Genomic DNA, 26,238 nt, shown 5'->3' with positions numbered 1-26,238 from the left:
TTACAAAATTATGGCAGCAGCGCGGTGAGTGCATCAAGCGTTTGGTCAATGTGCGCCTGGGTATGCTCACAGGAGAGAAAGAAGCGCAGCCGTGCGCTTTTTTCGGGTACCGCTGGGTGCAGAATCGGCTGTACGTTGATCTGCTGTTCTAACAATGCGTTAGAAAGCCGGGCAGCCGCCGCGGAGCTGCCAATAATCACCGGTACGACCGCGGCACCGATGCTTTTGCCGGTATCCAAGCCGCGGGCAGTGGCCTGTTCAAGAAAGTAGCGCGAAATAGCATGCAGGCGCTGAACCCGTTCGGGTTCTTGCTGCATCAGCTGTAGCGCGGCTAGTGAGGGGGCGGCGACTTGGGCGGGCATGCCCACGCTGTAGAGAAAACCGGGGGCCAGGTAGCGTAGTGTTTCCACCAGCGGCTTGCTGCCTGCGATATAGCCGCCGCAGCCTGCCATGGCTTTGCTCATGGTGCCCATCCAGATATCCACGTCGCGCGGGTCGATATCGAAATACTCGCGCAGCCCCAGGCCGGTGTCGCCCATAATCCCAAAGGAGTGGGCCTCATCGACCATCAGCCAGGCTTGATAGCGCTGCTTCAATTCGATAAAACGCGGCAGCTCAGGGATGTCGCCATCCATGCTGTAGAGCCCTTCGATCACCACCAGCACGCGTTCGAACTGATGCCGATGCCGGGCCAACAGGGCTTCCAGCGCGGCGGGGTCGTTATGGCTAAACGACATGCGCTTGGCGCCGGAAAGCTGCGCGCCAACCAACGAACTGTTATGAATGTACTCGTCGTGGAGCACTAAATCTTTGGGCCCCAGCAGGTGTCCCAGTGTGGAGACGTTAGTGGCGTGACCGCTCACAAACACCACCGCATCTTCAACGTCGTAGGCCTTAGCGAGGGCCTGTTCCAGCTCTTGGTGGATAGGCCGTTCGCCGGAGACCACGCGGCTGGCGGAGACCGAAGTGCCGTAGCGCGCCACGGCATCGCAGGCGGCCTGATTGATGCGCGGGTCGCCTGAAAAGCCGAGGTAGTTATAGCTGGCAAAGTTGATGCAGGTCTGCCCATTGATCACGCTGGTCGCCCCGGCAGTGCCTTCGTGCACTTTGAAGAACGGGTCAACCAGGCCCAACTGGTCGGCGGCCTGGCGCATCATGGCGATTTGCTGATAGCCGGGCTGGGCATCAAAGCGCGTGAAGCGCTCGGGCACCGTGCGTTGCTCTCCGCCTTGCCCATTGGAAGAGGGCGTGGCGCTGGCAGCACGCGGCGTAGTACGCCGGCGTGCTTGTTCCAACAATTGCTGTTTCAGTTCAGAGCGCTTAGCGGTCATGGAGTCTCAGTCGCGGGTGATGAGGAAGCGGACGCAGGCTCAGCGGTGAGCCCTTCAGGGCCTAAATCTTCAGTGCCATGTTGTGCGGCCAGTGAGGCTATCGCATCTTGCGGAGCGTCTTCAACATCGTCGTGCTGATGCATTTTCTGAATCAGCACGCCCGCCAGTTTGTCGAGTGTCGATGCTTCACTAAGCACCATCACTGACACCTGAACGCCCAAGCGGTTCTCGATAGCGGTCATTAGCTCAACGCCCATCAGGGAGTCGAAGCCCATATCGTAGACCGAGCGGTGAATATCGAGCTTCTCTTCATCAATCAGCAGAATGCTGGCCAGCTCGGCGCGCAGTAGATCGGTGACCGTGCTGTGCAGTTCCTCGGGTGAGAGGTCGGCGAGCAGGGCGCTGATGTCGTCATCTGCATCCGCGCTGCCGTCATCGTCGCTGGCGCGGGCGATTTCGTTAAAGCGCGGCGCTTCGGCAGTCGGTAGAAAACGAGCAAGCGCGCCCCACTCTAGTTCCAGCACACCTAGGCTTGGCCCAGGGGCCAGTAGCATCTGTTCGAGCACTTTCAGCGCGTCATCCGAGCGTAGCGCGGAACCGCCCAGGCGCTCTTGCAGCGCATCACGGGTGCGGGTGTTACGAGCCAGGAAGCCGACATCTTCAATCGCGCCCCAGCGTACGCAGGTGGCTGGTAACCCTGCGGCACGGCGATTGGCGGCAAATGCTTCTAGCCAGTGGTTGGCGGCCACGTAGTTAGCCTGACCGGGGTTGCCGAACAGGGTGGTGGCCGACGAGTAGAGCACGAAAAAGTCCAGCTTCGTTTCGCGGGTGAGTGCGTCCAGGTGGCGGGCGCCATCGATTTTGGGCGCTAACACTTTCTGAATGCGCTCGGCATCCAGGTTGCGGATCAAACCGTCGTCGATCACCGTGGCGGCGTGCACAATGCCCCGCAGCGGTGCTAGTTCACCCTTGGCGCGCTCCAGCAAAGCGGCCAGCGCAGTGCGGTCGGTAATATCGCAGGCGGCGGCGAGTACCGTAACGCCTTGCTGTTCAAACGACGCAATGGCTGCCTGAGCCTCTTCACTGGTGGGGCCGCTGCGGCTGAGCAGGATCAACTGCTGTGCGCCTTTCTCTACCAGCCACTGAGCGGTTCTTAATCCAAATCCACCCAGGCCGCCGGTGACCAGGTAGCTGGCATCTGCGGACAGTTGCATCACTGCCGTGCCCAACACCTCGTTCTTGGGTGGCGCGATGGGTTGTTCATAGGTCACTACCACTTTGCCGATCTGGCGCGCCTGCTGCATATAGCGGAAGGCGTCGATTACCTGGGTGTGGCTAAACGAGGTAAACGGCAGCGGGCTTAAGGTACCGTCGTTAAATAGCGCCATCATCTCGCCAAACAGGCGTTGTGTAAGCGCAGGCTGCACCTTCATTAGCTGGTCGGAGTCGATACCGAAGTAGCTGAGGTTATTGCGGAACGGGCGCAGGCCAATATGAGTGTTTTCGTAGAAATCGCGTTTGCCCAGCTCCAGAAAGCGGCCGAACGGGCGCAGGGCGCGCAGGTTTTGGTTGATCGCTTCCCCGGCCAGGGAGTTGAGCACCACATCCACGCCTTCGCCCTGGGTGTCTTCCAGGATCTCTTCGGCGAAGGTGAGCGAGCGTGAGTCGTAAAGCCGCTCGATGCCCATCAGACGTAGGAAGTCGCGCTTCTCTTCGGAGCCCACCGTGGCGTAGATTTCTGCTCCCAGCCACTGGGCAATTTGCAGCGCTGCAATGCCCACGCCGCCCGCGGCGCCGTGAATCAGGATTTTTTCGCCAGGTTCGACCCGCGCCAGATGCTTGAGCGCGTAGTAGACCGTGAAGAAGGTCGTCGGGATCGTGGCGGCGGCGGCAAAGCTAATGCCTTCCGGCAGCGGTGCAACGGCGTGCTGGCTGGCAATGACCTTATCGCTGAAACTGGCGGGGCCGAAGCCGACCACGGCTTGCCCTGGCGTCACATGGGTGACGTTGCTGCCAACGGCCTTTACCACGCCTGAAAACTCAAGGCCCAGGGTGGGGCCGGCGAAGCCGTTCTCTATCGCTTCATCGGAGAGCAAGCCCAGGGTGTACATCACATCGCGGAAGTTAAGTCCGGTGGCCTTAACACTGATTTCCACCTCGTCGGCACTGGCTTGTGGCAACGGGCGCGGACGCCAGGTTAATTGGCGCAGCTGACCGGGCATGGCAAAGCCCAGTGACATCGCCTGATGCGGCTGCTTGGTCTGCTCATTGGTCTGCCCTGCCGCAGTCGGGTGTGGCGCGGGCAGGGTGCGCAGCCTCGTCGCAAAGCGGTGACCCTGGTTATCGATCAGCGCTTCGTTTTCGCTATCTGGTTGAGTCAGTAGGGTGGCCCAGGCGTGTAACGCAGGCTCGCTGATGGCTGCCGGTATATCCAGCAGGTAGACGCTATGGCCGACGGCTTCGTTGGCTAGCGAGCGGCCAAAGCCCCACAGGGCGGCATCGCCAGGGGCGTCTGTCGCGCTGGCGGGTGACGTTGTCTGCCATAGAGTGCTTACCCCGTTGGTCACCAACCACAAAGAGGCAGCAAGCGAGTGCTGCTCTAAGGCCAGCGTCCACTGCAGAGCGTGATCACAGCGGGCGGTTTGCGCTTCAGTGCTGTTCGCACCCAGTCCACGCAGGTCAATCACATTGAGGGTTAGCTCGCCCTGATTATCAGGTGCGGATTGGGCCATTTCAGGTTGAGCCAATGCAGGTTGAGCCAATGCAGGTTGAGACAGCGCATGAGCCAGCAGCTCAGCAGGCGCGCTCTGACTAACGCTGAGCAGCGCCGAAGCGCCCAGCTGTTGCAGTGCCTCGACCAGGTTGGCAGCCAGCGTTTCACTGTTGTGATCGGCGACCACCAAGTGACGCCGTTGCGCCGTGTTTGATGTGCTCGCAGCCGTTTCTAACGGATAGTGTGCGTGGAGCAGGTAGGCGCCGCTGTTGCTCTCTTCCAGTGCCATTGGCGCGGAAACCACAAAGCCTTGGTCGTTCAGCCAACTAATGAGCGTATCTTGCTCCAGGGCGGTTTGATCGATGCCGGGCGTGGCCAGCAGATCATCCAGCCAGCGGCTTGGGGCGATGCCAATCAGCATCACCTGGGCGCCTGGCGCCAGTTGTTCAGGTAATGCTTCGATTAACTGACGCGTGGCGGCCGGGTGGGTGATATCCACGCTTACAAACGCCAATTGAGCTTTTTCAACACCGCTGGGGGCGGTTAGCGCAGCAAACTCGTCTTGGTCAAGGTGCTGCATATCCATCAGCGGGAAACGCTCTTGCAGCTGCTCCGCCTGATGGCGCGTGCTGCCTAGGGTGGTGATCACGCGGTAATGGGTAAGGTCGTGATACAGCGCTTGAGCGCTGCGTTCCAGCAGGCGTTCTCCCAACGCTGGCGCGCTGGGGCCTGCTTCGAGCAGTTGCAAACGCTGTCCGGCGGGGAGCTCTGCGATCAGCGCATCTATTAACTCGGCTAACTCGCCTGCCAACGCTTGCCAACCACTTTCGCCCACCAGCACGCGGTTTAAGCGCGCCAGGTGGTCGTGGCTAATGCCCAGGGTTTCCAGGTCACTTGTGCCGCTACGCAGCGCCTGTTGGTGAAGCCCTAAACGGCCCACCAGGTGAATGGGCGCAAAGTAGTCGGGGTAGTCTTGCACCAGCAGCTGCCAGATAACGTCCGGCGAGTGCTGTGCTTCTTCACTATCGACGCCGAGACTCTGCTGAGCAAAGGCTTCGCTAAGGCTGTCGAGCAGCGGGGCGACTTCGTTGCCGTAACGCTGGCCGGTGCTTTCGCTGTAAACGTTGGCAATATCTGCAAGGCGAGCAAGCGCATCGGCAGGCAGTGCCAGCGGTTCTGCGTGTAGCGGCGCTGGAGTCAGTTCCACATCCAAATAGCTGAAGTGCTGATGATGGGCGCGGTTGAGTCGAATCGCTTTGAAGCGGGTTTTGCTCAGTACTGCAACGGCGTTACCGGCGGCGTCATACAGCTCGAAATCGGCGGTAAAGGAGTGCGGTGCGCGCTTGCCCATCACAGCGCGGGCGAGAACCGGCACGCCTGCCTGGGTGTTGACTTGAATGCGCCCCACGCGAACCGGCACAAAGGCGAGCTGGGCGGCAAACTCACTATGTTGCGCGAGCAGCGGGATAAACATCTGGAAGGCGCTATCCAGAATGCCGGGGTGCACGTGCAATGTGCTGAGCTGCGCTTGGACTTCATCCGACAGGGCGATTTCACCAATCACTTCATCGCCTTCAATCCAGCCCCTGGAGATGGCCTGAAAGGCTGGGCCGTAGTGCAGGCCGATACGCTCAGCCAGCTGCAGGTGATCTTCCAGCGTGTAGTCCGGGGCACGAGTAGGCATCACCGGCGCTGTGCGGTTGAGTAGGAAGCCACGGCTTTCACGCATGGTGCGAGCCACGGCATTCAACTGCCACTCTACCCCGGTGGCAGGTTCGCGGGAGAGGATCTCCAGGCGGCCATCTTCTGGTAGGTAGCTAAGCCGCATGGTGCGGCCATAGGGGCCGTCCAGCAGCAGCGGGGCACGGATTTCCAACTCTTCGATATCCAGCAACGGGCTGTCTTTTAGCTGCAGCGCCGCCGCCAGCGTCAGTTCCACAAAACCGGCACCGGGGAACACCGCGCCTTCGCCCACCACATGGTCGGCCAGCCAGGGTTGGCGCTGGGTATCGAGCTGGCTTTCCCAGGTGTGCTCGTGCTGCGCTAACGGGTAGCCCAGCAGCGGGTGCTGGTAATAGCGTGACAGCAGCCCTTGACCGTCATTGGTACCGTATACCCAGTGGTGGCTGCGCTGCCAGGCATAGCGCGGTAGCGGTACCCGCTGACCCACCACCGGCAAGTGGCGGCTAGTCAGGTTAAGGCCACTCAGCAGGAGTTGACTTAAGCAGTGCTGCAAGCCTTCAAGGCCAGGCTTGTGGCGCTCAATGGTGCCGAATACCAACCCTGGTAGCTCCAGTTGGCGCAGTGACTCATTGAGGTAGCGGCGTAGAATGGGGTGGGCGCCAATTTCTACAAAGACATTATTGCCTTGCTCGATTAGCGCGCTAGCGGCGGCGTCGAACAGCACCGGCTCACGAATGTTTTTCCACCAGTAGGTGGCATCCAGCTCAAGCCCGTCACTCAGCGTACCGGTCACGGTGGAGTAGTAGGGGATCTGCGTGGCACGCGGGGTAATATCGGCCAGCGCATCAATGACCCCAGCTTGAATGCTGTCCATCGCGGGGCTGTGGAAGGCGTAGTCCAGGGGCAGGCGTTTGGCAAAAACATCCTGCTCGCCCAGGGCGGCTTCCAGAGCGCTGAGCTGTTGGCTATCTCCCGCCAGCGTAATGCCTTTCGGGCTGTTAATACCTGCCAGGCATACCTGATTGAACTCGGGCTTTTCTAGCCACGCGGCGATGTCGTCAGCGCTCATGGCCACCGCAGTCATTTCGCCGAGGCCACGGGTTTTACCCTGGTAGTCGCTGCGGTAGTAAATCACTTTGACTGCATCTTCCAGGCTCAACGCACCGCTGGCCCAGGCCGCCGCCACTTCACCCACGCTATGACCAAATACTGCCGTGGGCTTAATGCCTTGGTCGTTTAGCCACTCGGTTAATGCCACCTGCAGTGCAAACAGCGCTGGCTGGGCGATTTCAGTTAGCGGGAAACGGTTCTCCCCATTGCGGCCTTCCAGTTCGGCGCGTAGCGAGAAATCCCCGTGCTGCTGAAAGAGTGTGTCGACGCGATCAATCGCTGCGGCGAAAACCGGCGAATCGCTGAGCAGATCGCGCCCCATGGTTTCCCATTGGCAGCCGTTGCCATCATAAACAAACACTGGGCCGACCGCGTTGGGCAAGCGCTCGAGTGTGGTAACGCTATTGGTCTCTCCCGCGGCAAACTCGCTGAGTTGCGTGGCGGCCTCTTCAGCCGTTTGTGCAAACAGCAGCGCGCCATGGCTATGCCGGTCACGGTGGTGGAACAGCGTGTAAGCGATGTCGTACAGGCTGATGTCGCTATTTTCGCGTAAGTCGTTCTCGCGCAGGTAGTTGGCGAGCGTTTCGGCGCTTTGGCTGAGCGCGGCTTCGCTGCGGGCGCTAAGGTGAATCGGTAGCGGTGAGTCTGGCGCCTGTGTTTCAGGCTTGACCCGTTCTGGCGGACTTTCCAAAATAACGTGGGCGTTGGCCCCGCCAAAACCAAAGGAGTTAACGCCGATAACCAGGCGGCCCTGTTTTTTCAGCGGCTGGCCTTTGGTGACCACCGAGATGTTCCACTCATCAAACTTGATGCGCGGATTGAGTTTGCGGATGCCAATCGTGGCCGGGACTTCGCGGTGCTGAATGCTGTAGAGCGCCTTGGCCAGACCCGCCACGCCGGAGGCGGTTTCCAGGTGACCCAGGTTGCTTTTTACCGAGCCTATCAGCAGCGGCGTTTTGCGCTGCTGGCCGAGTGCTTCACCAATCGCACGGGTTTCAATGGGGTCGCCAACGGCGGTGCCGGTGCCGTGGGCTTCCAGGTAGTCGATTTCATCCGGCGAGATGCCTGCCTGTTCATAGGCGCGCTTCATCAGATCAATTTGGGCGCTTGGGTTAGGCACCGTTAGGCCAGATTTGTGGCCGTCTGTGTTCACCGCGGAGCCTGCCACTACGGCAATAATATTGTCGCCATCGGCTACCGCTTGGTCGTAATCCTTAAGCAGGAAAATACCTGCCCCTTCGGAGCGCACATAGCCGTTACCCGCTTCATCGAATACCTGACAGCGGCCAGTGGGTGAAAGCATGCTGGCTTTAGAGAAGATGATAAAGCCATAGGGGTGCAGGTGCAGGCTGATGCCGCCCGCCAGCGCCATACTGGTTTCGCCACTGCGAATCGATTGGCAGGCCTGGTGAAAGGCCACCATCGAGGAGGAGCAGGCAGTATCCAGCGACATGCTGGGGCCGTGCAGGTCAAACACGTAAGACAATCGATTCGAGGCGATGCTGGAGGTGTTGCCAGTGGCGGTGGAGGCATCAATTGCTGCCATATCGTCCGCTATGCGATAAGAGTAGTCGAGGCTGGCCACGCCCAAAAATACCCCGCACTGGCTGCCGCGCAGGGAGCTGGGCAGAATGCTGGCGTCTTCCATGGCTTCCCAGGCGAGCTCTAGAAGCATGCGCTGCTGGGGATCCATGTTGGCCGCTTCACGGGGCGAAATACCAAAAAACTCAGCGTCAAACCCGCTGATATCGCCCAGGCTACCGGCGGCAAAAGTCACGCTGGTACCGGGGTGGCGCTTATCCGGGTGCAAAAAGGCGTCGTGGCTCCAGCGGTCAGCGGCCACTTCAGTTACTAAATCTTTTTCGGCTTGCAGATCCTGCCAGAACGTTTCAGGGGTGGTGCCGGGGAAACGATGGGCGGCGCCGATGATGGCAACGCGTTTAGTCATTCTTGCTCCTGAGGTTCTGGTTCTACCTTGATCACATCGCTACTTATATCGTGTCCAAACACCTGTTTGAATAACTGGACACCAAGTTCGTTTGCGGCTAGCTCAAATGGCTCGTAAGCGTTTGCTGCCCCTACCCCTGCTGTTACCCAACTCTCTGTTGACCATATCATGTAGGGAGTGCGGCCATCAGGCGGCGTGAAGTGTGCATACGCCTCAGGCAGAATGGGGACATGATCCCCATACCAGCCTAGCAGGCCCGGTCGCTTTGCAGTATTCAGCGAATTTTTAACGCTTGCCAACATCTTGTCGGATTCACTTAAATGCTGCAAATAGACCGCTAAGTCACGCAGATGGTCGGGTAACGGCCAAGGAGCGCCGGGCAGCGTATTGGCTAACGCTGCTTGGTTCGGTGCTTCTAAATGTAGCGGGCCGTGATTTTCCATGGTGATAACAAATACAAATAGCGGTCTATTATCGTCATCTTCAAGCAGCCGTCCAATTTTTCGTGCCACTGCCTGGTCACTAACGTATTGACCGTTTTTGTCGCTACTCTGGAAGGCATTGATATCTATAAAGTGGTCAAAGCCTAATTGGGGTATCACCTTGTGACGAAAATAGAAGCTCGCCAGGTACGGATGCACACAAACCGTGCGATAGCCTGCCGCTTTTAGCGCGCTCGCTAAACTGGGCATTGGATGGCTAGCAAGCGTGCGGTAAGGGTTGAACTGGCGAACGCCCCAGTAGCCGGGGGCAATGCCCGTTAATACCGCGCACTCGGTACGCACTGTATTGGCACCCCAGGCGGGCACGTTTAATGCGCCATGCAGGGTGGCGTTTGCGCGAGTGGTGTCGAAATGGTGAAGCAGATTGGCATCGACCTCTTCACACCAGGGGCGCGGGTCGAAAAACGATTCACTCTGCACCAGCACCACGTTGGGCAGTGGCTGTTTGCCTTGATGCGCGCTCGCCACCGGCGTTAAGGCGTGGAAGGGCGATTGCTCTGGCGTAGGAATGGGAGCGCGCATTAGCACTACGCCGTAGGCCCATAGGCTAGCGAAAAGCCCTAAACGGTGTATGTCGTCTATGGGCTGTAAGGCGATGGCGGGCAGCCTGCGGACACTAACAACAAGCAGTAGTGCGCCCAAGGCTATTAATCCCAGCGCATTGGTTAGAAAGCGGCTGGCGCCCTCGCTAGTGACCAGCGACCCTTCCCAGTAAAAGAACCCACCAATCGCCACCGCGGCGGCGCTGCTGGCGGCAATCGCCAAACCTACGCCGAAAAAGGGCACGTAAAGGCGCGGGTGCAGGATAGCGTCCCAGAAGTATTCAAAGTCATGACAGATAAACGGCTCGTTGAGCGTATGCGATTTGGCGTTGCTCGACTGCACCACGACTAGTTGCAGCGAGAGAAACACCATCACCGCAAACCAGGGGCGCTGGAGTAGCAATACCAGCAGTCCGAAAATTAGCAGCCAGGAGCCAAGGTGGACACTATTGGCCGCTGCTCCACGCTGCCAAAATGGGCGCGGCCGAGGGCTAAGCAGGGCTTCAAACAGGCCGCTGATCAATAGCCCCACGAGTAGCGGCCATATCAGCGCGCTAATCATGGGGCGTGTCTCCTGAGTGGTTGAAGCCTAGGCGCTTGATCAACCATTGCGAAATCCCTGCGGGCAGTACCGCCAGCCACCAGGTGCCAAAATTAAGTGGGAAGGGGAAGCTGATACGCGCACGGTTTGCAGCGATACCGCGTTTAATGACCTTGGCCGCGCGCTTGGGCGGCCACTCCCAGGGTTTGGGGCCGGGCATGGCCTTGCACATCGGTGAGGTAACATAGCCGGGCATGACCACCGTGACGCCGATACCGTGAGGCGCGAGTAGCCCGCGCAGCCCTTCGCCATAGGCTTTGATGCCTGCTTTGCTGGCGCTATAGCTGGGGGTGGTCGGTAAACCGTGCCATGCGGCAAGCGAGCTGATCAGCACCAGTTGACCGCTGCCGCGGGTCTGCATGGCTGGCACTAGGTGTTGCACCATGGCGATGGGGGTTTTCAGGTTGATATCCAACAGCGCCTGCACGTCTGCCCAGGGCTCTAAGATATCAGGCCCTTGGGGGTGGGTGTTTTTGCCCGCATTGGCAATCAAGATGTCCGGTACCTGTTGGGCGCAGACTTCGGCTAGCCAGCTTTTCAGGGCGTGATCATCGGTTAGATTGATGGTTGAGAGGGTGACCTGGGCACCTTGTTGGCGGCAAGTGGTGGCAAGCGCCTCTAGCTTCTCCTGCTGGCGTCCGTGCAATACCAGGTGGGTGCTGGGATCGGCATAGGCGTTTGCCAGGGCGCCCCCAATCGCGCCGGTGGCGCCAGTGATCAGCACGCAGCGTGAGTGTAGAGATGGGCTCTCAGCCTCTTTTGCAGCTTCTTTCACAACAACGTTCACAGAAGCTTCTCCAACGGCGATGGGCAGGCTTCGAGTATGCGGGCGGCGTTATCCACGGCTAAATCGATACCGGGCTGGCAGTAGTAGCCACCGTTAACTTGAACGGCATGCATCACGGTCTTTTGAAAATAACCAAATAGCTCGCTGTTAGGCGGCTGCGGCTGCTGCCAAAAATCCGCTAAGTCACCTTGGTAGGTTAGCCCATCCAGATTATAGATCGGGTCGCTAAGCGCGTAGGTGGGGCAGTTCTTCTCCAGCGAAACAATGCCCACGGTGCTGTTAACGGTGACATTGCCCTTGGCGTGTTTGAGCAGGGCGTTGAGATCCCCAGACTCTAGATAGACGATGCGCCCTTGCAGGCCGTGGCGTTCGGCAAGTTGCTTAATGACTTTGGGGTAATTGACCAAGCCCATATCCAAAGGATGGTTTTTAATACACAGCAGAGAATCGCTGGGCGCGTGCTTGGCGAACGAGGCCATCACATCGTCCATCACTTCCTGCATATTGGCGTAGGGGGAGTGATCGCGAATTTGCGCATCGCTATTTAGCTGCAGCGGCAGCATAAAATAGGGGCGGCCACTTTCGATCAACGCTTTGATGCGTTCGGCGTCGCGTTTTTTCCAAGCGGCTTTTAACTGAGCAAAGCGCTTCAGGTAGCCCGCGTACTCGACCGGGGCGGTGATCGGCGCGTGATTGCGGTAGTGCGGCGCAACCAGCGGATTGGCTAGCCCGGCCAAGTGGTAGCCCACATCGTGCATGGCACGAATTTTAAACGAGGAGCGAAAACGCACGGGGGCGGGTAGTTCGGGCAGTGCTTTGCCGGTTTCATAAAACCAGCTTGGGTCACGGGGCAGTAGCGAGTGGCCGTTAACGCCTTCGCGCTCCAGTGTGATCCAGAACGGGCGAAAGTAGCCCTCTTCAAATACGTGGGTGCGTACACCGGCCGCGGCGGCGTTATCCACTGCTGGGCGATGAATCGGGCGACGATCTCCGAATACTACTTGGTCGGTGATCGCGTACCGCTGCCAGAGTGACTTGATATAGCCAGGTAGTTCAGCGGTAGGGCCACGAAACAGATGGCTTTGGCCGTGGGTGCGCTGCCAGTAGGCGATATCGCCCGCATTGAAGTTGACCTTAACGACACGGTGCCCATCGTTCACCAAGCGCTTGGCTAAGCGCTGGTAAAAAGGTGAGCAAACGCCCTGCAAAAATAAGAATGCACGCTTCTGATGCTTCAACTCAATGCCTTCCGATCAACAAGTTACGATAACAGCGGTAGATATGCTGTTTCCATGTAAGGGTGTTTTTGTGTGTTCTTGCCTGTTCCAACAGGCTGACGACGGTTTCAGCATTGCATAGCTGGCGGGTCGTTGGGTCTACATAGCCGGGATAGAGAATCAGGGTGCCGGCGACCAAGGCATCCAGCGAGAGTGAACGCGTACGGCGTGGGCAGCTAAGCGCATCCTGAGTTAAGCCCCAGCCAGCATAAAACGGTAGGCCGTAGGTGCTGACTTCTCGTTTGCGCAAAAGTGCTTCAAAGCCGGTTAAAGAGCTCATCGTATGCACTGCATCGACGCGCTCTAACAAGGTTGCGATGTCGATATCGCTGGCGTCTAGATCATACAGGCGTTTGGCATCGGTATCGAGTGCTCCGACACGCGCACCGCTCAATACATCGGGATGGGCTTTGTAGACGATATAAGCATCCGGGTGCGCGTCACGTACGGCGCTTAGCAGCCCGCTATTGGTATTAATGTGCGGCGAGCCGGTGGCAATCGAGGCGTCGCTCTCTACTTGGCCAGGCACCAGTATGGTGTAACGCCCTTTGGGCAGCTCGATCCCTGCCTTTCCACGTACGTTGTACTTGGTGAGTTTGAGCGCCACTAATCGCTTACGTAACTGCAGCGCACGTTGCAGCAGGTCGTCGCTAAAGGGGGCGCTATTGAGCAGCGTCTCTAAATCACTGGGTTGGCTGGGGTCGTAGTAGATACCCTGTGAATCAATCACCAGCGACAACGGCTGAGTAAGATCGACTCCCAGCCCCACTGAACGAATGAACCCATCTTCCATGCGCCATAGCTTCTCCATGTGTTGGGCGTGCTGGCATTTAAAGTCTGCATCAATACGGCTTGACCATACCAGCAGCCGTTCATCGGGCTGCTCGCTCTCGGGAAGCTTCGCTTGATAGTTCATGCGTGCGAAGGCGCCTAGAAAGTCGCCAATAAAGCGACGTTTCCAAGTAGAGAACCCGCATGCTCGCCAGCTTCCCCGATAGCGCTCCTGCTGGCGCCTTTGATCGGCGATCAAGGCAATGGTCTCTTCCAGCGTGGCAGGCTGCTGAGTGTAAGGGTTAGCGTAGCGGCAATAGCGTAAATAGGCGGCGGCAAAGACCTCAACTAAGGTGCGCTTTACACGACGGCGGTGGCAGGGCAGTTGATCATGGGTAAGCCCCCAACCTGCATAAAACGGAATACCAAAGCAGTGCACCTGCTTTCCGGCCAGCAGTGCTTCAAAGCCGAGCTGGCTGGTCACGACGTAAACGTGGTCAACCTGGTCAAATAGCGCCCAGGGGTTGAGGTCTTCACCGATGACCCTGCAGCGCGGGTGGTCTGCGGCGTTAAGTAGGTGGCCCTGTTTTTTACCCGCGATAACGTCAGGATGGATCTTGACTAATATCTCGGCGTCGGGGTGCTCTATTAACGCCGCCTCAAGCATCTGGTTGAAGCTACTCGCGCTAGCGCCCCCGTAGTGAATTGAGGCATCCCCAGCGGTTTGGTCGACCACTAATACACTCGCCCGGCTGGCATCGTTAATAGGCTGATCGGGGGAGTGGTTATATTTGGAGAGCCGATAGCGAGCGATCAATGCCATGCATCGTTCAGCCTGCTCTAACTCTTCATTGTTGAAACTGGCTGTGTTGAGCCAGTTTTCCAAATCAGAAGGGCGTGAGGCGTCGTAATAAATGCCGGTCTCATCGACTACCAAACTGTGCGGCTGAAAGCCATTTACGCCTAGCCCTAACGAGCGTAGAAAGCCATCTTCTAATGCGATATAGACCAGTTGATGGCGTTGGGCATACTGCCTAGCGCTTACACTAGTGGGTTTTAGCCCCCAGCCAATCACCGCCTCGGGCATTTTCTTAAGGGAGCTTATTCGGACGAATTGGTCAAATTCGGGCAGCAGTGCAGGCAAGGTAGCCAGCTTGCGAATACCTGGGGATGTGTAACCTGCCGTTCGTTTCGCCATACATAAGGCCGCTTGAGGTAACAGGGGTAGGCGGGCGAACATACGTCAATTGGAGGGGGTTATCAATTCAGGCGTTGTGAGTACTCACTATTTTTTCGATGCATAGCAACTATTTGCATGATAAAAAAAATTACCTTAAGTTTGATTTATTCAACGCGCATGATCGTCACTTTTTTGGTAGATTCGCCCACTCTATGTACCCTTGATACCGCTCTTCAGGATCTGGAATTAAGTAAAGTATGCATAAAAAAGGATAATCGGTGCGCTTTGCCTATCTGCTAAAAAATCTATTTTCTTTCAGTTCCTTAAAGGGGCGCCTTTTACTGGGGCTCTCCTTTACTTTGCTGTTGCTGATCGCGTTGGTGCTGGGTATGGCGTGGCAAGTCGGAAAGACTATGGTGCAAGAGACTAATATGTCGCACTTGCGTTATGAAGCCACTCTACTTGCTGATGAGGTAACCCAACAAATCGAAATGCGCTTCCAGGCATTAGAGCGCTTAAACGAAATGATCGGCACCACCGAGGATGCGAATTGGATCAGCTATCAACTGCAGCAGAACGATAGCCTGCTAGCTTGGTTTGAGGGGATTGTGGTTGCCAACAGTGATGGCGAGATTATTGCTGATTGGCCTGCAATCGTTGGTCGCGTAGGGCTCGAAACCGCTGAACTTGAGTATTTTCGTATGCTTCGCGGTATTCGCCGTCCCTATGTTAGTGAGCCCTTTGTCGGTCGTGCGAGCGGCATGCCAATGGTGCTAGTGGGCGTGCCACGCTTTACCGAGCAAGGCGTGTTTGACGGTTTTATTGGAGGTATCCTTAGCTTGGATTCAGGAGGGATATTTAGCCGTTTAGCTAAAGTGCGCTTGGGTGAAAAAGGTTATGCTGGTGTTGCTACTGCTTCGGGTAAAGTCTTATACCATCCTGAAAATTCATTAATTAATGCTTCTGTACCCAGTAAGGCATTGAACCCATGGCTGGATTTGGCGCTGGATGGCTGGGAAGGTGATGCTGTAGGTCGGCTTGTGAGTGGGGAAATGGGGCTACAGTCTTATGCGCAGATTTGGCCTGCTGGATGGGTCGTTGGCCTTTACATGCCTATTTCCCAAGTACAACTTCCCCTAGCAGATTTTATCAGGCAGCTTTGGTGGGCATGGGTTGTACTTGTTTTACTTATGTTCCCTTTGCTGTGGTGGATGTTGGGCCGAGTGCTTACACCTTTGAGGCATTTGGAGAAACAGATTGGCGAGGTGGGTTTAGGACACCGTGAGAGCGTCAGTTTGGCTACCAAAATGCAAGAGCTACAGCAGGTGGCGAGCACCTTTAACCGAGTGGAAGATGAACGGCAGCTGTTGTTAGGCAATCTTCAAGAGCGCGAGGCGTTTCTTGACTCGGTACTGAATGCAGCGCCGCAGGGTATGTTTGTCGCTAATATTAAAGGTGACATTACTTACATGAACCCTGCGCTACTAGAGATGCTGGGCATTTTTCCAGGCTCGCCTATGGAGTCTTGGCTTCAGCAGATCCACATGTCTGATCGTGATGGAGCTAAAGACATGTGGCTACATAGCCTGCGCACCGGTAGTGATTTTGTTCGCCAACTGCGTTTTTTGCGCAGCGATAACGAACTTCTTTGGCTAGATATACATGCTCGGGTAGTCACGCTTTCTCAAGATGGACAGACTCTTGGTTTAGTGGGCGTAGTTAAGGATATTACTGAGCGCCGGGAGCAGGAAGCCATACAGCGCTGGGAAGCAGAACATGATCCGTTAACCGGCCTGTTGAATCGCAGAGGCTTTGAGCGCCGCCTAGAAGAAGCCTTTGCCGATTTCCAAAAAACCAGCACGCCTTCAGCTCTTTTGTTGTTTGATTTGGATCACTTCAAACCCATCAATGATGAAGGTGGCCACGCTCTAGGCGATGAGATGTTGCGCCGCATTGCTCAGGTGGTTGCCTGGGAAGTTCGCCGTAGCGACCATGTGGCGCGCCAAGGGGGAGATGAGTTTGGCGTGCTGCTCCCCAGCTGCACCCTGGCTCAGGCAAGGAGAATCGCTGAATCCCTGCGTCAGTCGGTAGGGGAAATCTCTGTTACCCATGAAGGCAAAGAGTACATGGTTACACTCAGTATTGGCGTTACCACCTTTGATGAAGAGGATTCTAATGTGTCTGACGTTCTGGCACGGGCCGATGCCGGTAGTTACAAAGCCAAAGGGATGGGACGCGATGGAGTAGTTGTCAATATGCCTCACAATAACGATGACGTAATGGCGCTTTTCGATTCGCCCAAATAGTTTCTCATAAAAGCACTCTAAGCCTGTGCAGCGGCTTGGCGTGCTTAGCAGTCGACAAAACATGTCCAGCAGTAGAGTATAAGCAGATGCTGAACTTGTCGTTAGAAGCCAGTTTTTAAAATCAAGGCTGACTGAGATACTGTTGTGAACCTACTTGAACTGTTTGCCCGCACGCTGGATGTCACGCTGCCTGTCTTTGCGATGGTGTTTGTAGGCCTGGGCCTTAAGCGCTTGAAATGGATTGATAGTGCCTTCGTCTCGACCGCTTCTGCGCTGGTATTCAAAGCAACACTCCCCACGCTAATCTTCCTTAGTTTGATTAAAGCTGACCTAAGCGTTGCGCTGGACGTTTCGCTGATGCTGTTTTTTGCTGTGGCAACGCTGGGGCAGTTTTTATTCAGTTGGGGCTGGGCGCGCTACCGTGTAGCACCTCAGGATCGTGGTATTTACGTTCAAGGCGCGTTTCGCGGCAATTGTGGGATAGTGGGTTTGGCGCTAGCGGCGGGCATGTACGGTAACTATGGCCTGTCAGCGGGCAGTCTTTTGCTGGGCGTGGTCATCGTGATGTATAACGCGCTTTCGGTCATCGTGCTGGCATTTTACCAACCAGGTCAATCCACCGATTGGCGCAGCCTGCTCAAACATGTAGCGAAAAACCCACTCATTATTTCCGTATTTGCAGCATTACCTTTTACCGCGCTCTCGATCCCACTGCCTAGTTGGGTGATGACCTCAGGGGACTATTTTGCCTCGTTAACACTACCGTTGGCGCTGATTTGTATTGGTGCGACGCTCTCCGTGTCGAGCATGCGTGACAGCAGCCAAGTGGCACTTGGCGCTAGTTTGATGAAGATGGTAACACTACCGGTGCTCTCCACCGTGGCGGCCTGGTTGGTGGGCTTTTCCGGCGAACAGCTGGGCTTACTGTTTCTGTTCTTTGCCAGCCCCACCGCTGCCGCAAGTTTTGTAATGGTCAAAGCAATAGGCGGCAATGTGGCTCTGGCCGCCAATATCATCGCCATTACCACCCTGATGGCGAGCATTACCGTTACGCTGGGCGTCTTTGCGCTGCGTTTACTCGGCTGGATATAGAGTTGAATAGCGCAACTCGGTTGGCCCTGCCTAAGCTGACGCGTTATACTACGCGCCCGCAAGTTTGGACGACGTTAGTCCCTGTAGCTCAGTAGGATAGAGCAGCCGCCTCCTAAGCGGCAGGTCGCAGGTTCGACTCCTGCCAGGGACGCCATATCATTCTCTCTAGTTTCCCCGGGTTACACCGGAGACCCGATAACTATGCGGATTTATCCCTGATAGCTGGCCTGTGACGACACCACACTAATCAATGATTTTGTGGTATGGGTAAGTGTGTGCTTTCAGGTAATAACTTTCTTCGCTTATATTCTTGAGTTGCTTTCGCAAGCTGAAAGCGATGAGGATTCATGCTCCCAGTACCAAGATCAGGCAAGCCTTTGCCGATGCATTTGATACGGTAGTTCTCGGTCGGCGGGGGTTTACCAGCTTTAGGTGTGATGTTGACCGGTTCATTGAATCAGGGCAGGGGATCTATTGCTTGAATGGATGTTGGCCTGTGGAGTTGCGGCTAGCTGCATGCCAGAGCTTGAGCTTGAGGGGGGCTGGAGCTTACCTTTTTTCGCTGACCTCCTTCGGCTAATGGCAACGACAACCCCATATGACTCAGGGAGGTAGTAACAGAAAATTATTCCTTAGGTCTCAAGTCGCCAGTGATGTAGCAAATCGATTCCGTGGTATTTTCCAGTTTTACGGTGTTGTCTTGTATGTGACCTCCGAGTGGTAGGTTAGCAGCATGTCTGCTGTGCTTACCCATACGCGCTAAGCCGTTAATTTTTATACCACAACTTAGCTGTTGTATTAATAAGACTTTGAAAAGACTGTTTAGCTTTCCTAGTTGCAACTGTAACTCTGGATAATTATCAAGCACGTTGTAAGCTTTCGAAATCAACGCCATTGCTTGATCAATATTTTTGATTTTTTCTTCTACTTCTTTTTCTGAGGTGGATTTATTGTCCATTGGGGAAAAGCTAATGGCTATATGTGAAATGGATAAGGTTAGGTATACCGCCTCTTCGTCGGTAGACATTCCGTTTTGAATTAATTCACACATATTTTCTAGGTCGTGAATATAGCTGGCATTATGCATAGCTTTTTTCCTTAAGCTGTTTTACTTCTCGTTCCACCTGACTCACTAGCCATTTCAGGCGAAGCACATGTTCTGAGCTTTGCTCTAAAACCGTGGTTTTAACTCTGTCTCAAGCTGTCTTTTGAATTGTGTAACCTACTGGATTTGCCAAAAGGACCCAATGGGTCCAGTATGGTACCCGATGGGTGCCATTGCTGTAAAGAACCGGTCTGGTTCATCATTAAGAAATGACAACTCACGATACCCACACACAGTACAAACTCCGTATGCCGCCCGAGTTACGGGACTGGTTGAAAGAGGCTGCCGACACTAACCATCGATCCATGAATGCTGAGATAGTCGCCAGGCTGCTCCGCACGGTTGAGCTAGATGGTCGAGAAAAAGCACTCGAAAGGGTGGGGTATGAGGAGAAGGAAACCATGCCGAACAGCGATTATAGAAACCTCAGCGAGGTGAAGCGTCAGCTAGAGGCTGCAATGAGTCAGCTTGATCGGGAGTTGCGCCACCTGGAGGCAAGCCAGCAAAAAGGTGAGTGAGGTTGGTACAAGCTCCACATGTCCAAAGGTTTTGGTTATTCATGCTAAATGATGGAGATAGCGATCTGAGCTTTGTTCAGGTCGCTTTTTATTATTTGGCGTAAAAGCTGAAAAGATTCAGACGCGCTAGATAATGTGCTTTTTCCCCATTCAAAATAAATGAATGACTCGAAGCTATCAACGATCTCCTCCAGACCGCGAGAACACGTACAGGCTAGCGAAGTGAACCAGCTTCATTGTCATGCAGTACAAGCAGCCGTGGGTGGCGTTTGCGCTACACACATGATTGGTCAATGGCGTTGACCTGGCGGCAGTGTGCTTTGTTAACCAAGGCTAGTAAGATAGCTGTATAGACAAACGGTCTTAATCGAAAAGGAGCTTCATGACGCGTCCTCCTCTCTACCAGCAGATCCGTCAACATCTGCTGGATAAGATTCAGTGCGGAGATTGGCAACTGAATCATCAGATACCTACGGAAGAGCGGCTGGCGAAAGACTTTGGCGTGAGCCGGATGACGGCCAATAAAGCCATTAGAGATTTAGTGCAGCAGGGATACCTCGTGCGTCAACCCGGTGTCGGCACCTTCGTTACCGACCGTAAGGTTGAGTCCTCTTTGGTGGAGGTATACAACATTGCCGAAGAAGTGCTTTCGCGTGGGCATCGATACAGCAATAAAGTAATCACCCAAGAGGCGATTGAAGCAGATGATGAAGTTGCGCTGCGGTTAGGCGTGAGGCTTGGGAGTCGGGTTTTTCATACCCTGTTGGTGCACTATGAGAATGACATTCCGATTCAGCTTGAGAACCGCTACGTTAACCCACGCTGGGTGCCTGATTATCTTGACACCGATTTTTCACGCCATACGCCTAACGAGGTGCTGGTCGCCGCCTGCCCCATGACGGATATGGAACACATCGTTGAGGCGGTGCTAGTGGATGAGCAAACTGCAAAATGGCTAAGTATCGATACCCAGACGCCTTGCTTGAGCATGGTGCGGCGTACCTGGTCTGAAGAGCACTTGATTAGCTATGCGCGCCTGATCCACCCTGGAGACCGCTATAAATTACGCTCCTCCCTGCAAAGAAAAAGCGCTTAAATTGAAGCAAAGCAAGAGCCCAGCGAGGCCGGTTTGTTCGACCTCGTGGCATCTCGTTAATACTGGGATTCAACTGGTCAGTGACTGCACCAAGTAGCCCGCGGGTATCGCGAGTAACAAGCTCAAGGCCACGCGAATGAACCACACGATCAACATGCGGCCTACAGAAAGCGGAATGCTGGTAGAAAGAATGCAGGGGATGGAAGCAGAAAAGAACAGCACGGCGGAGACTGACACCACGCCAGCCGCAAAGCGGGCGACGAATTCAGCTTCGGCCATCAGTAGAGCCGGTAAGAACATTTCCGCCAGCCCAGAAGCAGATGCCTGCGCTAGCGCTGCAGCGTCGTCTAGCCCCCAAATGGCGACAAAGGGGTAAAACAGCCATCCCAACCAGTCAAATAAAGGCGTGTATTTGGCGATGAGAAGCCCGAGCAGGCCTACCGACATGATCGACGGTAGGATGCTGATGGCCATTATCAACCCTTCTTTAAAGTTGAGTGCTACGCTGCGGTGAAGACTGGGCGCTTTGGCAGCAATCTCCGTGCCTGCTTGCCAGGCCGTGCTTAAGCGTTTCCCCGGTATTGGCTCCGGTTCTCCGTCACTCTTGTGGTCATCCATGCTTGCCAGAGGCGGCAGCCGCACCGTGATAGCCGTGACGATGAACGTAATCATCAAGGTGAGCCAGAAGTACAAATTCCAAATACTCATCAGATCTAGCGTACGGGCCACGATGATCATGAACGTTGCTGACACCGTGGAAAAACCAGTGGCAATGATGGCGGCTTCCCGGGCTGAATACTGTCCCGCTTGATAAACCCGGTTGGTAATCAATAGCCCGATCGAGTAACTACCTACAAAAGAAGCAACGGCATCGATTGCCGAGCGCCCAGGGGTTCGCCAAATGGGCCGCATGACCGGCTGAACCAGTACGCCAATCAATTCCAGCAACCCATAGCTGATCAACAGTGCCAGGAAAATAGCGCCGATTGGTACGATCAAACCTACCGGAATCACCAGTTTCTCGAACAAGAAGGGCAGCATGTCCGGTTCGTGCAGAAACGCAGGCCCCCAACCCGTTAACGCCATTACAGCAACAACGACGCCAATGATTTTCAGCACTGTGAAAATGCTTTCGGTCAGTGTTCGCCGCCAATAGCCTTTGTACAGTGGGTAGGCGGCACCCGCCACGATCATGGCTAAAGCATAGATGCCGCTGTATTCACCCATCAACGAACGCAGTCCTGTGACCATATGATCGAGCAGGATAGTACTCCGTCCCGCTATCTCGATGGGAACAAAGAAGATCAGGATGCCCAGAGCGCTAGGCACAAAGAGTTTAAAGATGGTGGCAGCGTTGGTTCGCTGCTTAGTGGGTGGGTCTATGGGGTGCATGGGGGCGCCTCTAGTTGTTTGATTATCATCGCTATGACCTTGGTTTCTTGTCATGTATATACAATAAGCTACCCCTATGTGGCATTTACGTATAGCGCTTTAAAAATAGACATTAGTCTAATTTGGTGGTCGCCATGTACTTCTGATCCGCTCCTTTTTATTTAATTAAATAATTGTTAATTAAATGCTTTATTTTATTTTTTGAGTTTTTATTAGATTTTTATGGGCGCTTGTTTTGTTGTTTCACTGCTTGACGAAGGATTAGCGGGTGGGCTTAATTGTATATACATTATGTTTGCTCCAAGGAGACCTCCATGGCTAATAACAAACGTCGCTACATTTGGCGCGATATCAGTGTCTTCGATGGTCTGAAAACGTTGCCGGAGCCCATGGCCGTCATTACTCAAGGTGAACGTGTTGTCACCATGACGCCTATGGATGGCTTCGAGGAGTCACAGGCGGATGGTTGCCATGAGATGGGGCGGGGCGGCGTCATGACGCCCGGCCTGGTGGATTGCCATACGCATTTGGTTTTTGGCGGCGCGCGCGCCGACGAATTCGAGGCGCGTTTGGAAGGTGCCAGTTATGAAGACATTGCCCGCCGTGGCGGGGGCATTCTGAGTACCGTTTTGGCGACGCGGGAAGCGAGTGAACAAACGCTCTTCAATGCCGCTTTGCCACGTCTTAAAGCGCTGGTTGAGGAAGGCGTCACTACGGTCGAGATCAAGTCGGGCTATGGGTTAGACGTGGCTAATGAGCTGAAGATGCTGCGGGTGGCCCGGCGTCTAGGTGAAGAGTTGCCAGTACGCGTGTTGACGACACTGTTAGGTGCCCATGCCTTGCCGCCGGAGTATGAGAACGATAGCGACGGCTATATCGAGCTGGTCTGCAATGAAATGATTCCTGCCGCAGCGGCGGAGGGGCTGGCCGATGCCGTCGATGTCTTTTGTGAAAAAATCGCCTTTTCAGTAGCGCAGTGTGAGCGGGTTTTCAAAGCCGCCCAAGCTCATGGTTTACCTATCAAAGCACATGCCGAGCAACTCTCAAATTTGGGGGGCGCTGCGATGGCAGCCCGCCACGGCGCATTGTCCGCTGACCACATTGAGTATCTCGACGACGCCGGTATTGCTGCCATGCGCGAGGCAGGCAGCGTGGCTGTCATTCTTCCCGGTGCTTTCCACACCCTGCGTGAAACGCAGCAACCGCCCATTGCGGGGCTGCGCGAAGCGGGTGTGCCGATGGCTGTTGCTACCGACGCCAACCCAGGCAGCTCGCCGATATTTATGCCCACGTTAATGCTCAACCTGGCTTGTACGCTGTTTCGCATGACGCCCCAGGAAGCGTTGGCGGGGATGACCGCCAATGGTGCTGCCGCGCTAGGGTTGAAAGGGCAGGGGCTGCTTCACGAAGGCGCGGTAGCTGATTTGTGTGTTTGGGATATTGAGACCCCCGCTGAACTGGCATATGCAGTACAGCCAGGCCGCCTACGGCAGCGCGTCTACCAGGGGGAGTTAACCCATGGCCGCTGATACGTCTATTGATATGTCGCTCTGGCAGGGGCGCACGGATCCTGAACCCGATAGTGACCGTTGGCACCAGCGTATTGAGCCGTTAGCCAACAACGCCGTGCCGGGGTGTGCACTGCTGGGCTTCGAAAGTGATGCCGGCGTCGCGCGTAACCAGGGCCGCACCGGCGCTGCTGAAGGTCCTAGTGCGATACGCCGTGCGCTGGCGCCGTTGGCCTGGCATCGCACCGCGCCTGCTTACGATGCCGGCAATGTGCGCTGTGTTGATGATGGGTTAGAGGCAGCGCAACAGACGCTTGCTGATCGGCTGACATCATTATTAACCGCTAGCCACCTGCCTATTGTGCTGGGTGGCGGGCATGAAGTGGCCTACGCTAGCTGGCTGGGTCTGGCGCAGTTTTTTATGCCAAAAACGACGCCACCGCGGATTGGCATCATAAACCTGGACGCGCACTTTGATTTGCGCGATCCAGCGCATATTCGCTCCTCAGGCACACCCTTCGCCCAGATTGCCGATAAGTGCCAAGAGTGGGATTGGTCGTTTCGCTACGCCTGCCTGGGGGTAAGTCGCGCTGCTAATACGCGCGCCTTATTTACCAGCGCCGCCGCGCTCGGAACATTGGTTCGGGAAGATAGCGAGATCGATGCGTTACGCCTTGATTCTATCGTTAGAGACATGCAGCGCTTCATCGCCAAATGCGACCACCTTTATCTGACCATCGACCTGGATGTGCTCCCTGCTGCCGAAGCCCCCGGCGTCAGTGCGCCCGCTGCACGCGGTGTTTCGCTTGCCTTGATCGAGCCGCTGATTGAAGCCGTGCGTGACAGCGGCAAGCTTCGCCTGGCGGACTTGGCAGAACTTAACCCCAGCCTGGATATCGACAGCCGTACCGCCAGAGCGGCGGCTCGTCTTGTGCATTTGCTGACCTTAGATAACTGAATTTAGACAGCTAACCCTGAATGACTGACCAGGGCACCGCTCTAGACCAACGAATAACGAACAGAAACACAAGGAATGACGCCATGCCAACCAACGATAAACGTCACGATGCTTCACGTAAGATCATTGCGCCGACCGGTACTCAGCTCAGCTGTAAAAGCTGGCTGACCGAAGCGCCGCTTCGCATGTTGATGAACAACCTTCATCCGGATGTAGCCGAAAGCCCCGAGGATTTAGTGGTGTACGGCGGCATCGGCCGCGCTGCCCGTGACTGGGCGTGCTACGACAAAATCGTCGAAACGTTACAGCGTTTGGAAGATACCCAGACCCTGCTTGTGCAGTCTGGTAAACCCGTCGGCGTCTTTGAAACCCATAAGGATGCGCCTCGGGTATTGATCGCCAACTCCAACCTGGTACCTGCCTGGGCTAACTGGGAGCACTTCAACGAACTGGATCGCAAAGGCTTGATGATGTACGGCCAGATGACGGCGGGTTCTTGGATCTATATCGGCTCCCAGGGCATTGTGCAAGGCACCTATGAAACCTTTGTTGAGGCGGGCCGCCAGCACTACGACGGTGAGCTTAAGGGGCGTTGGATTCTGACCGCCGGGCTTGGCGGTATGGGCGGCGCTCAGCCGTTGGCGGCTACGTTGGCCGGTGCCTGTTCGCTGAATATTGAGTGTCGGCAGGCGAGCCTCGACTTCCGCTTGCGTACCCGCTACCTGGATGAACAGGCTGACAACCTTGATGACGCTCTGGCGCGTATTGAGCGCTATACCGCCGAAGGTAAGGCTATTTCTATTGGCCTGTGTGGTAACGCCGCTGATGTGCTGCCGGAACTGATTAAACGCGGCATCAAACCGGATATGGTCACGGATCAGACCAGTGCCCACGACCCATTGCATGGCTACCTGCCTTCCGGCTGGACATGGGAAGAGTACGTGGCGCGGGGCAAGTCTGAGCCTGAGGCCACTGTGAAGGCGGCCAAGCAATCGATGGCGGTGCATGTGCAAGCGATGCTCGACTTCCAGAAAATGGGCGTGCCCACGTTTGATTACGGCAATAACATTCGGCAGATGGCAATGGAGGAGGGGGTTGCCAACGCCTTTGATTTTCCGGGTTTTGTGCCTGCCTATATTCGTCCTCTCTTTTGCCAGGGTATCGGCCCCTTCCGCTGGGTGGCGCTCTCTGGGGATCCTGAGGACATTTATAAGACCGACCAGAAGGTCAAAGAACTCATTCCCGATGACCCGCACTTGCACAACTGGCTCGACATGGCGCGTGAGCGCATTAGCTTCCAGGGGTTGCCAGCACGCATTTGCTGGGTGGGGCTTAAAGACCGTGCCCGCCTGGGGCAGGCCTTCAACGAAATGGTGAAGAACGGCGAACTAAAAGCACCGATCGTTATTGGTCGCGACCATCTCGATTCGGGTTCCGTTGCCAGCCCCAACCGCGAAACCGAGGCGATGATGGATGGTTCTGACGCCGTTTCCGACTGGCCGTTACTCAACGCGCTGCTAAACACCGCAGGCGGTGCCACATGGGTGTCGTTACATCATGGCGGTGGGGTTGGCATGGGCTACTCCCAGCATTCTGGCGTGGTGATCGTGTGTGACGGCAGCGATGATGCCCACGCCCGCTTAGGCCGTGTGCTGCGCAACGATCCGGGCACTGGCGTGATGCGTCATGCCGATGCTGGTTATGACATTGCTAAAAAGTGCGCCAGCGAAAACGGTCTTGATTTGCCGATGCTCAATCAGTAAAGCCCGCACAAATACAACAGTTGAGAAGGTGGGATGACCACCTTCCTGTCTCTA

The 26,238-nt window shown here is 55.7% G+C and carries 15 protein-coding genes and 1 tRNA gene; 8 read left to right on the top strand and 8 right to left on the bottom strand.

What is annotated here, in order from left to right:
• Positions 1-8: 8 nt before the first annotated feature.
• The 6 genes from AC4EYZ_RS03080 to AC4EYZ_RS03055 are packed head-to-tail and all read right to left on the bottom strand — an operon-like array spanning position 9 to position 14,464.
• Positions 9-1,331 (bottom strand): aminotransferase class I/II-fold pyridoxal phosphate-dependent enzyme, encoded by a 1,323-nt coding sequence (locus tag AC4EYZ_RS03080; protein WP_490204087.1) that lies wholly within the window; start codon positions 1,329-1,331, stop codon positions 9-11.
• A complete protein-coding gene (locus tag AC4EYZ_RS03075; protein WP_490204086.1) occupies positions 1,328-8,785 on the bottom strand; it encodes an SDR family NAD(P)-dependent oxidoreductase in 7,458 nt (2,485 codons plus the stop codon). The genes AC4EYZ_RS03080 and AC4EYZ_RS03075 overlap by 4 nt, the downstream gene beginning before the upstream one ends.
• On the bottom strand, positions 8,782-10,392 hold the full coding sequence (locus AC4EYZ_RS03070; protein WP_474191714.1) for an LTA synthase family protein: 1,611 nt from the start codon (positions 10,390-10,392) through the stop codon (positions 8,782-8,784). Before AC4EYZ_RS03070 ends, AC4EYZ_RS03075 begins: the two co-directional genes overlap by 4 nt.
• Positions 10,385-11,218: an SDR family NAD(P)-dependent oxidoreductase gene (locus tag AC4EYZ_RS03065; RefSeq protein ID WP_474191715.1), complete on the bottom strand. Its 834-nt coding sequence runs from the start codon at positions 11,216-11,218 to the stop codon at positions 10,385-10,387. The genes AC4EYZ_RS03070 and AC4EYZ_RS03065 overlap by 8 nt, the downstream gene beginning before the upstream one ends.
• Positions 11,215-12,456, bottom strand: a complete 1,242-nt coding sequence (locus AC4EYZ_RS03060; protein WP_041157960.1) for a capsule polysaccharide biogenesis protein — start codon at positions 12,454-12,456, stop codon at positions 11,215-11,217. Before AC4EYZ_RS03060 ends, AC4EYZ_RS03065 begins: the two co-directional genes overlap by 4 nt.
• A 1-nt stretch (position 12,457) precedes the next feature.
• On the bottom strand, positions 12,458-14,464 hold the full coding sequence (locus tag AC4EYZ_RS03055; protein WP_474191716.1) for a capsule polysaccharide biogenesis protein: 2,007 nt from the start codon (positions 14,462-14,464) through the stop codon (positions 12,458-12,460).
• 260 nt (positions 14,465-14,724) lie between these two features.
• On the opposite strand from AC4EYZ_RS03055, the gene AC4EYZ_RS03050 reads away from it, so the two are divergent.
• From AC4EYZ_RS03050 to AC4EYZ_RS03040, 3 genes are all read left to right on the top strand, one after another.
• On the top strand, positions 14,725-16,752 hold the full coding sequence (locus AC4EYZ_RS03050; protein WP_474191717.1) for a sensor domain-containing diguanylate cyclase: 2,028 nt from the start codon (positions 14,725-14,727) through the stop codon (positions 16,750-16,752).
• Positions 16,753-16,896: 144 nt separating this feature from the next.
• Positions 16,897-17,844, top strand: a complete 948-nt coding sequence (locus AC4EYZ_RS03045) for an AEC family transporter (RefSeq protein WP_041157962.1) — start codon at positions 16,897-16,899, stop codon at positions 17,842-17,844.
• Positions 17,845-17,921: 77 nt separating this feature from the next.
• Positions 17,922-17,998, top strand: a tRNA-Arg gene (locus AC4EYZ_RS03040).
• A gap of 471 nt (positions 17,999-18,469) precedes the next feature.
• Here the strand turns inward: AC4EYZ_RS03040 and AC4EYZ_RS03035 are convergent.
• Positions 18,470-18,931, bottom strand: coding sequence for a hypothetical protein (locus AC4EYZ_RS03035; protein ID WP_161463518.1), 462 nt, complete (start codon positions 18,929-18,931; stop codon positions 18,470-18,472).
• A gap of 227 nt (positions 18,932-19,158) precedes the next feature.
• Here AC4EYZ_RS03035 and AC4EYZ_RS03030 point away from each other — a divergent pair, with 227 nt between their 5' ends.
• On the top strand, positions 19,159-19,467 hold the full coding sequence (locus tag AC4EYZ_RS03030; protein WP_035539112.1) for an Arc family DNA-binding protein: 309 nt from the start codon (positions 19,159-19,161) through the stop codon (positions 19,465-19,467).
• A gap of 382 nt (positions 19,468-19,849) precedes the next feature.
• Positions 19,850-20,563, top strand: a complete 714-nt coding sequence (gene hutC, locus AC4EYZ_RS03025) for a histidine utilization transcriptional repressor HutC (protein WP_089692053.1) — start codon at positions 19,850-19,852, stop codon at positions 20,561-20,563.
• 69 nt (positions 20,564-20,632) lie between these two features.
• On the opposite strand, the gene AC4EYZ_RS03020 is transcribed toward hutC, so the two are convergent.
• Positions 20,633-21,955 carry a YjiH family protein gene (locus AC4EYZ_RS03020; RefSeq protein ID WP_342584152.1) on the bottom strand — a complete coding sequence of 441 codons (1,323 nt, stop codon included), beginning with the start codon at positions 21,953-21,955 and terminating at the stop codon, positions 20,633-20,635.
• 314 nt (positions 21,956-22,269) lie between these two features.
• Here AC4EYZ_RS03020 and hutI point away from each other — a divergent pair, with 314 nt between their 5' ends.
• The 3 genes from hutI to hutU all read left to right on the top strand — a co-directional run bounded on the left by hutI (position 22,270) and on the right by hutU (position 26,184).
• A complete protein-coding gene (hutI, locus tag AC4EYZ_RS03015; protein WP_342584151.1) occupies positions 22,270-23,484 on the top strand; it encodes an imidazolonepropionase in 1,215 nt (404 codons plus the stop codon).
• Positions 23,474-24,421, top strand: a complete 948-nt coding sequence (gene hutG, locus AC4EYZ_RS03010; RefSeq protein WP_138800564.1) for a formimidoylglutamase — start codon at positions 23,474-23,476, stop codon at positions 24,419-24,421. The genes hutI and hutG overlap by 11 nt, the downstream gene beginning before the upstream one ends.
• 83 nt (positions 24,422-24,504) lie before the next feature.
• A complete protein-coding gene (gene hutU, locus AC4EYZ_RS03005; protein ID WP_138800563.1) occupies positions 24,505-26,184 on the top strand; it encodes a urocanate hydratase in 1,680 nt (559 codons plus the stop codon).
• Positions 26,185-26,238 lie beyond the last annotated feature (54 nt).

Source organism: Vreelandella sp. 162(4c) (genome assembly GCF_058152265.1).
Note: the sequence above shows the minus strand (reverse complement) of the source record. Positions and strands in the feature narration are given on the sequence as shown.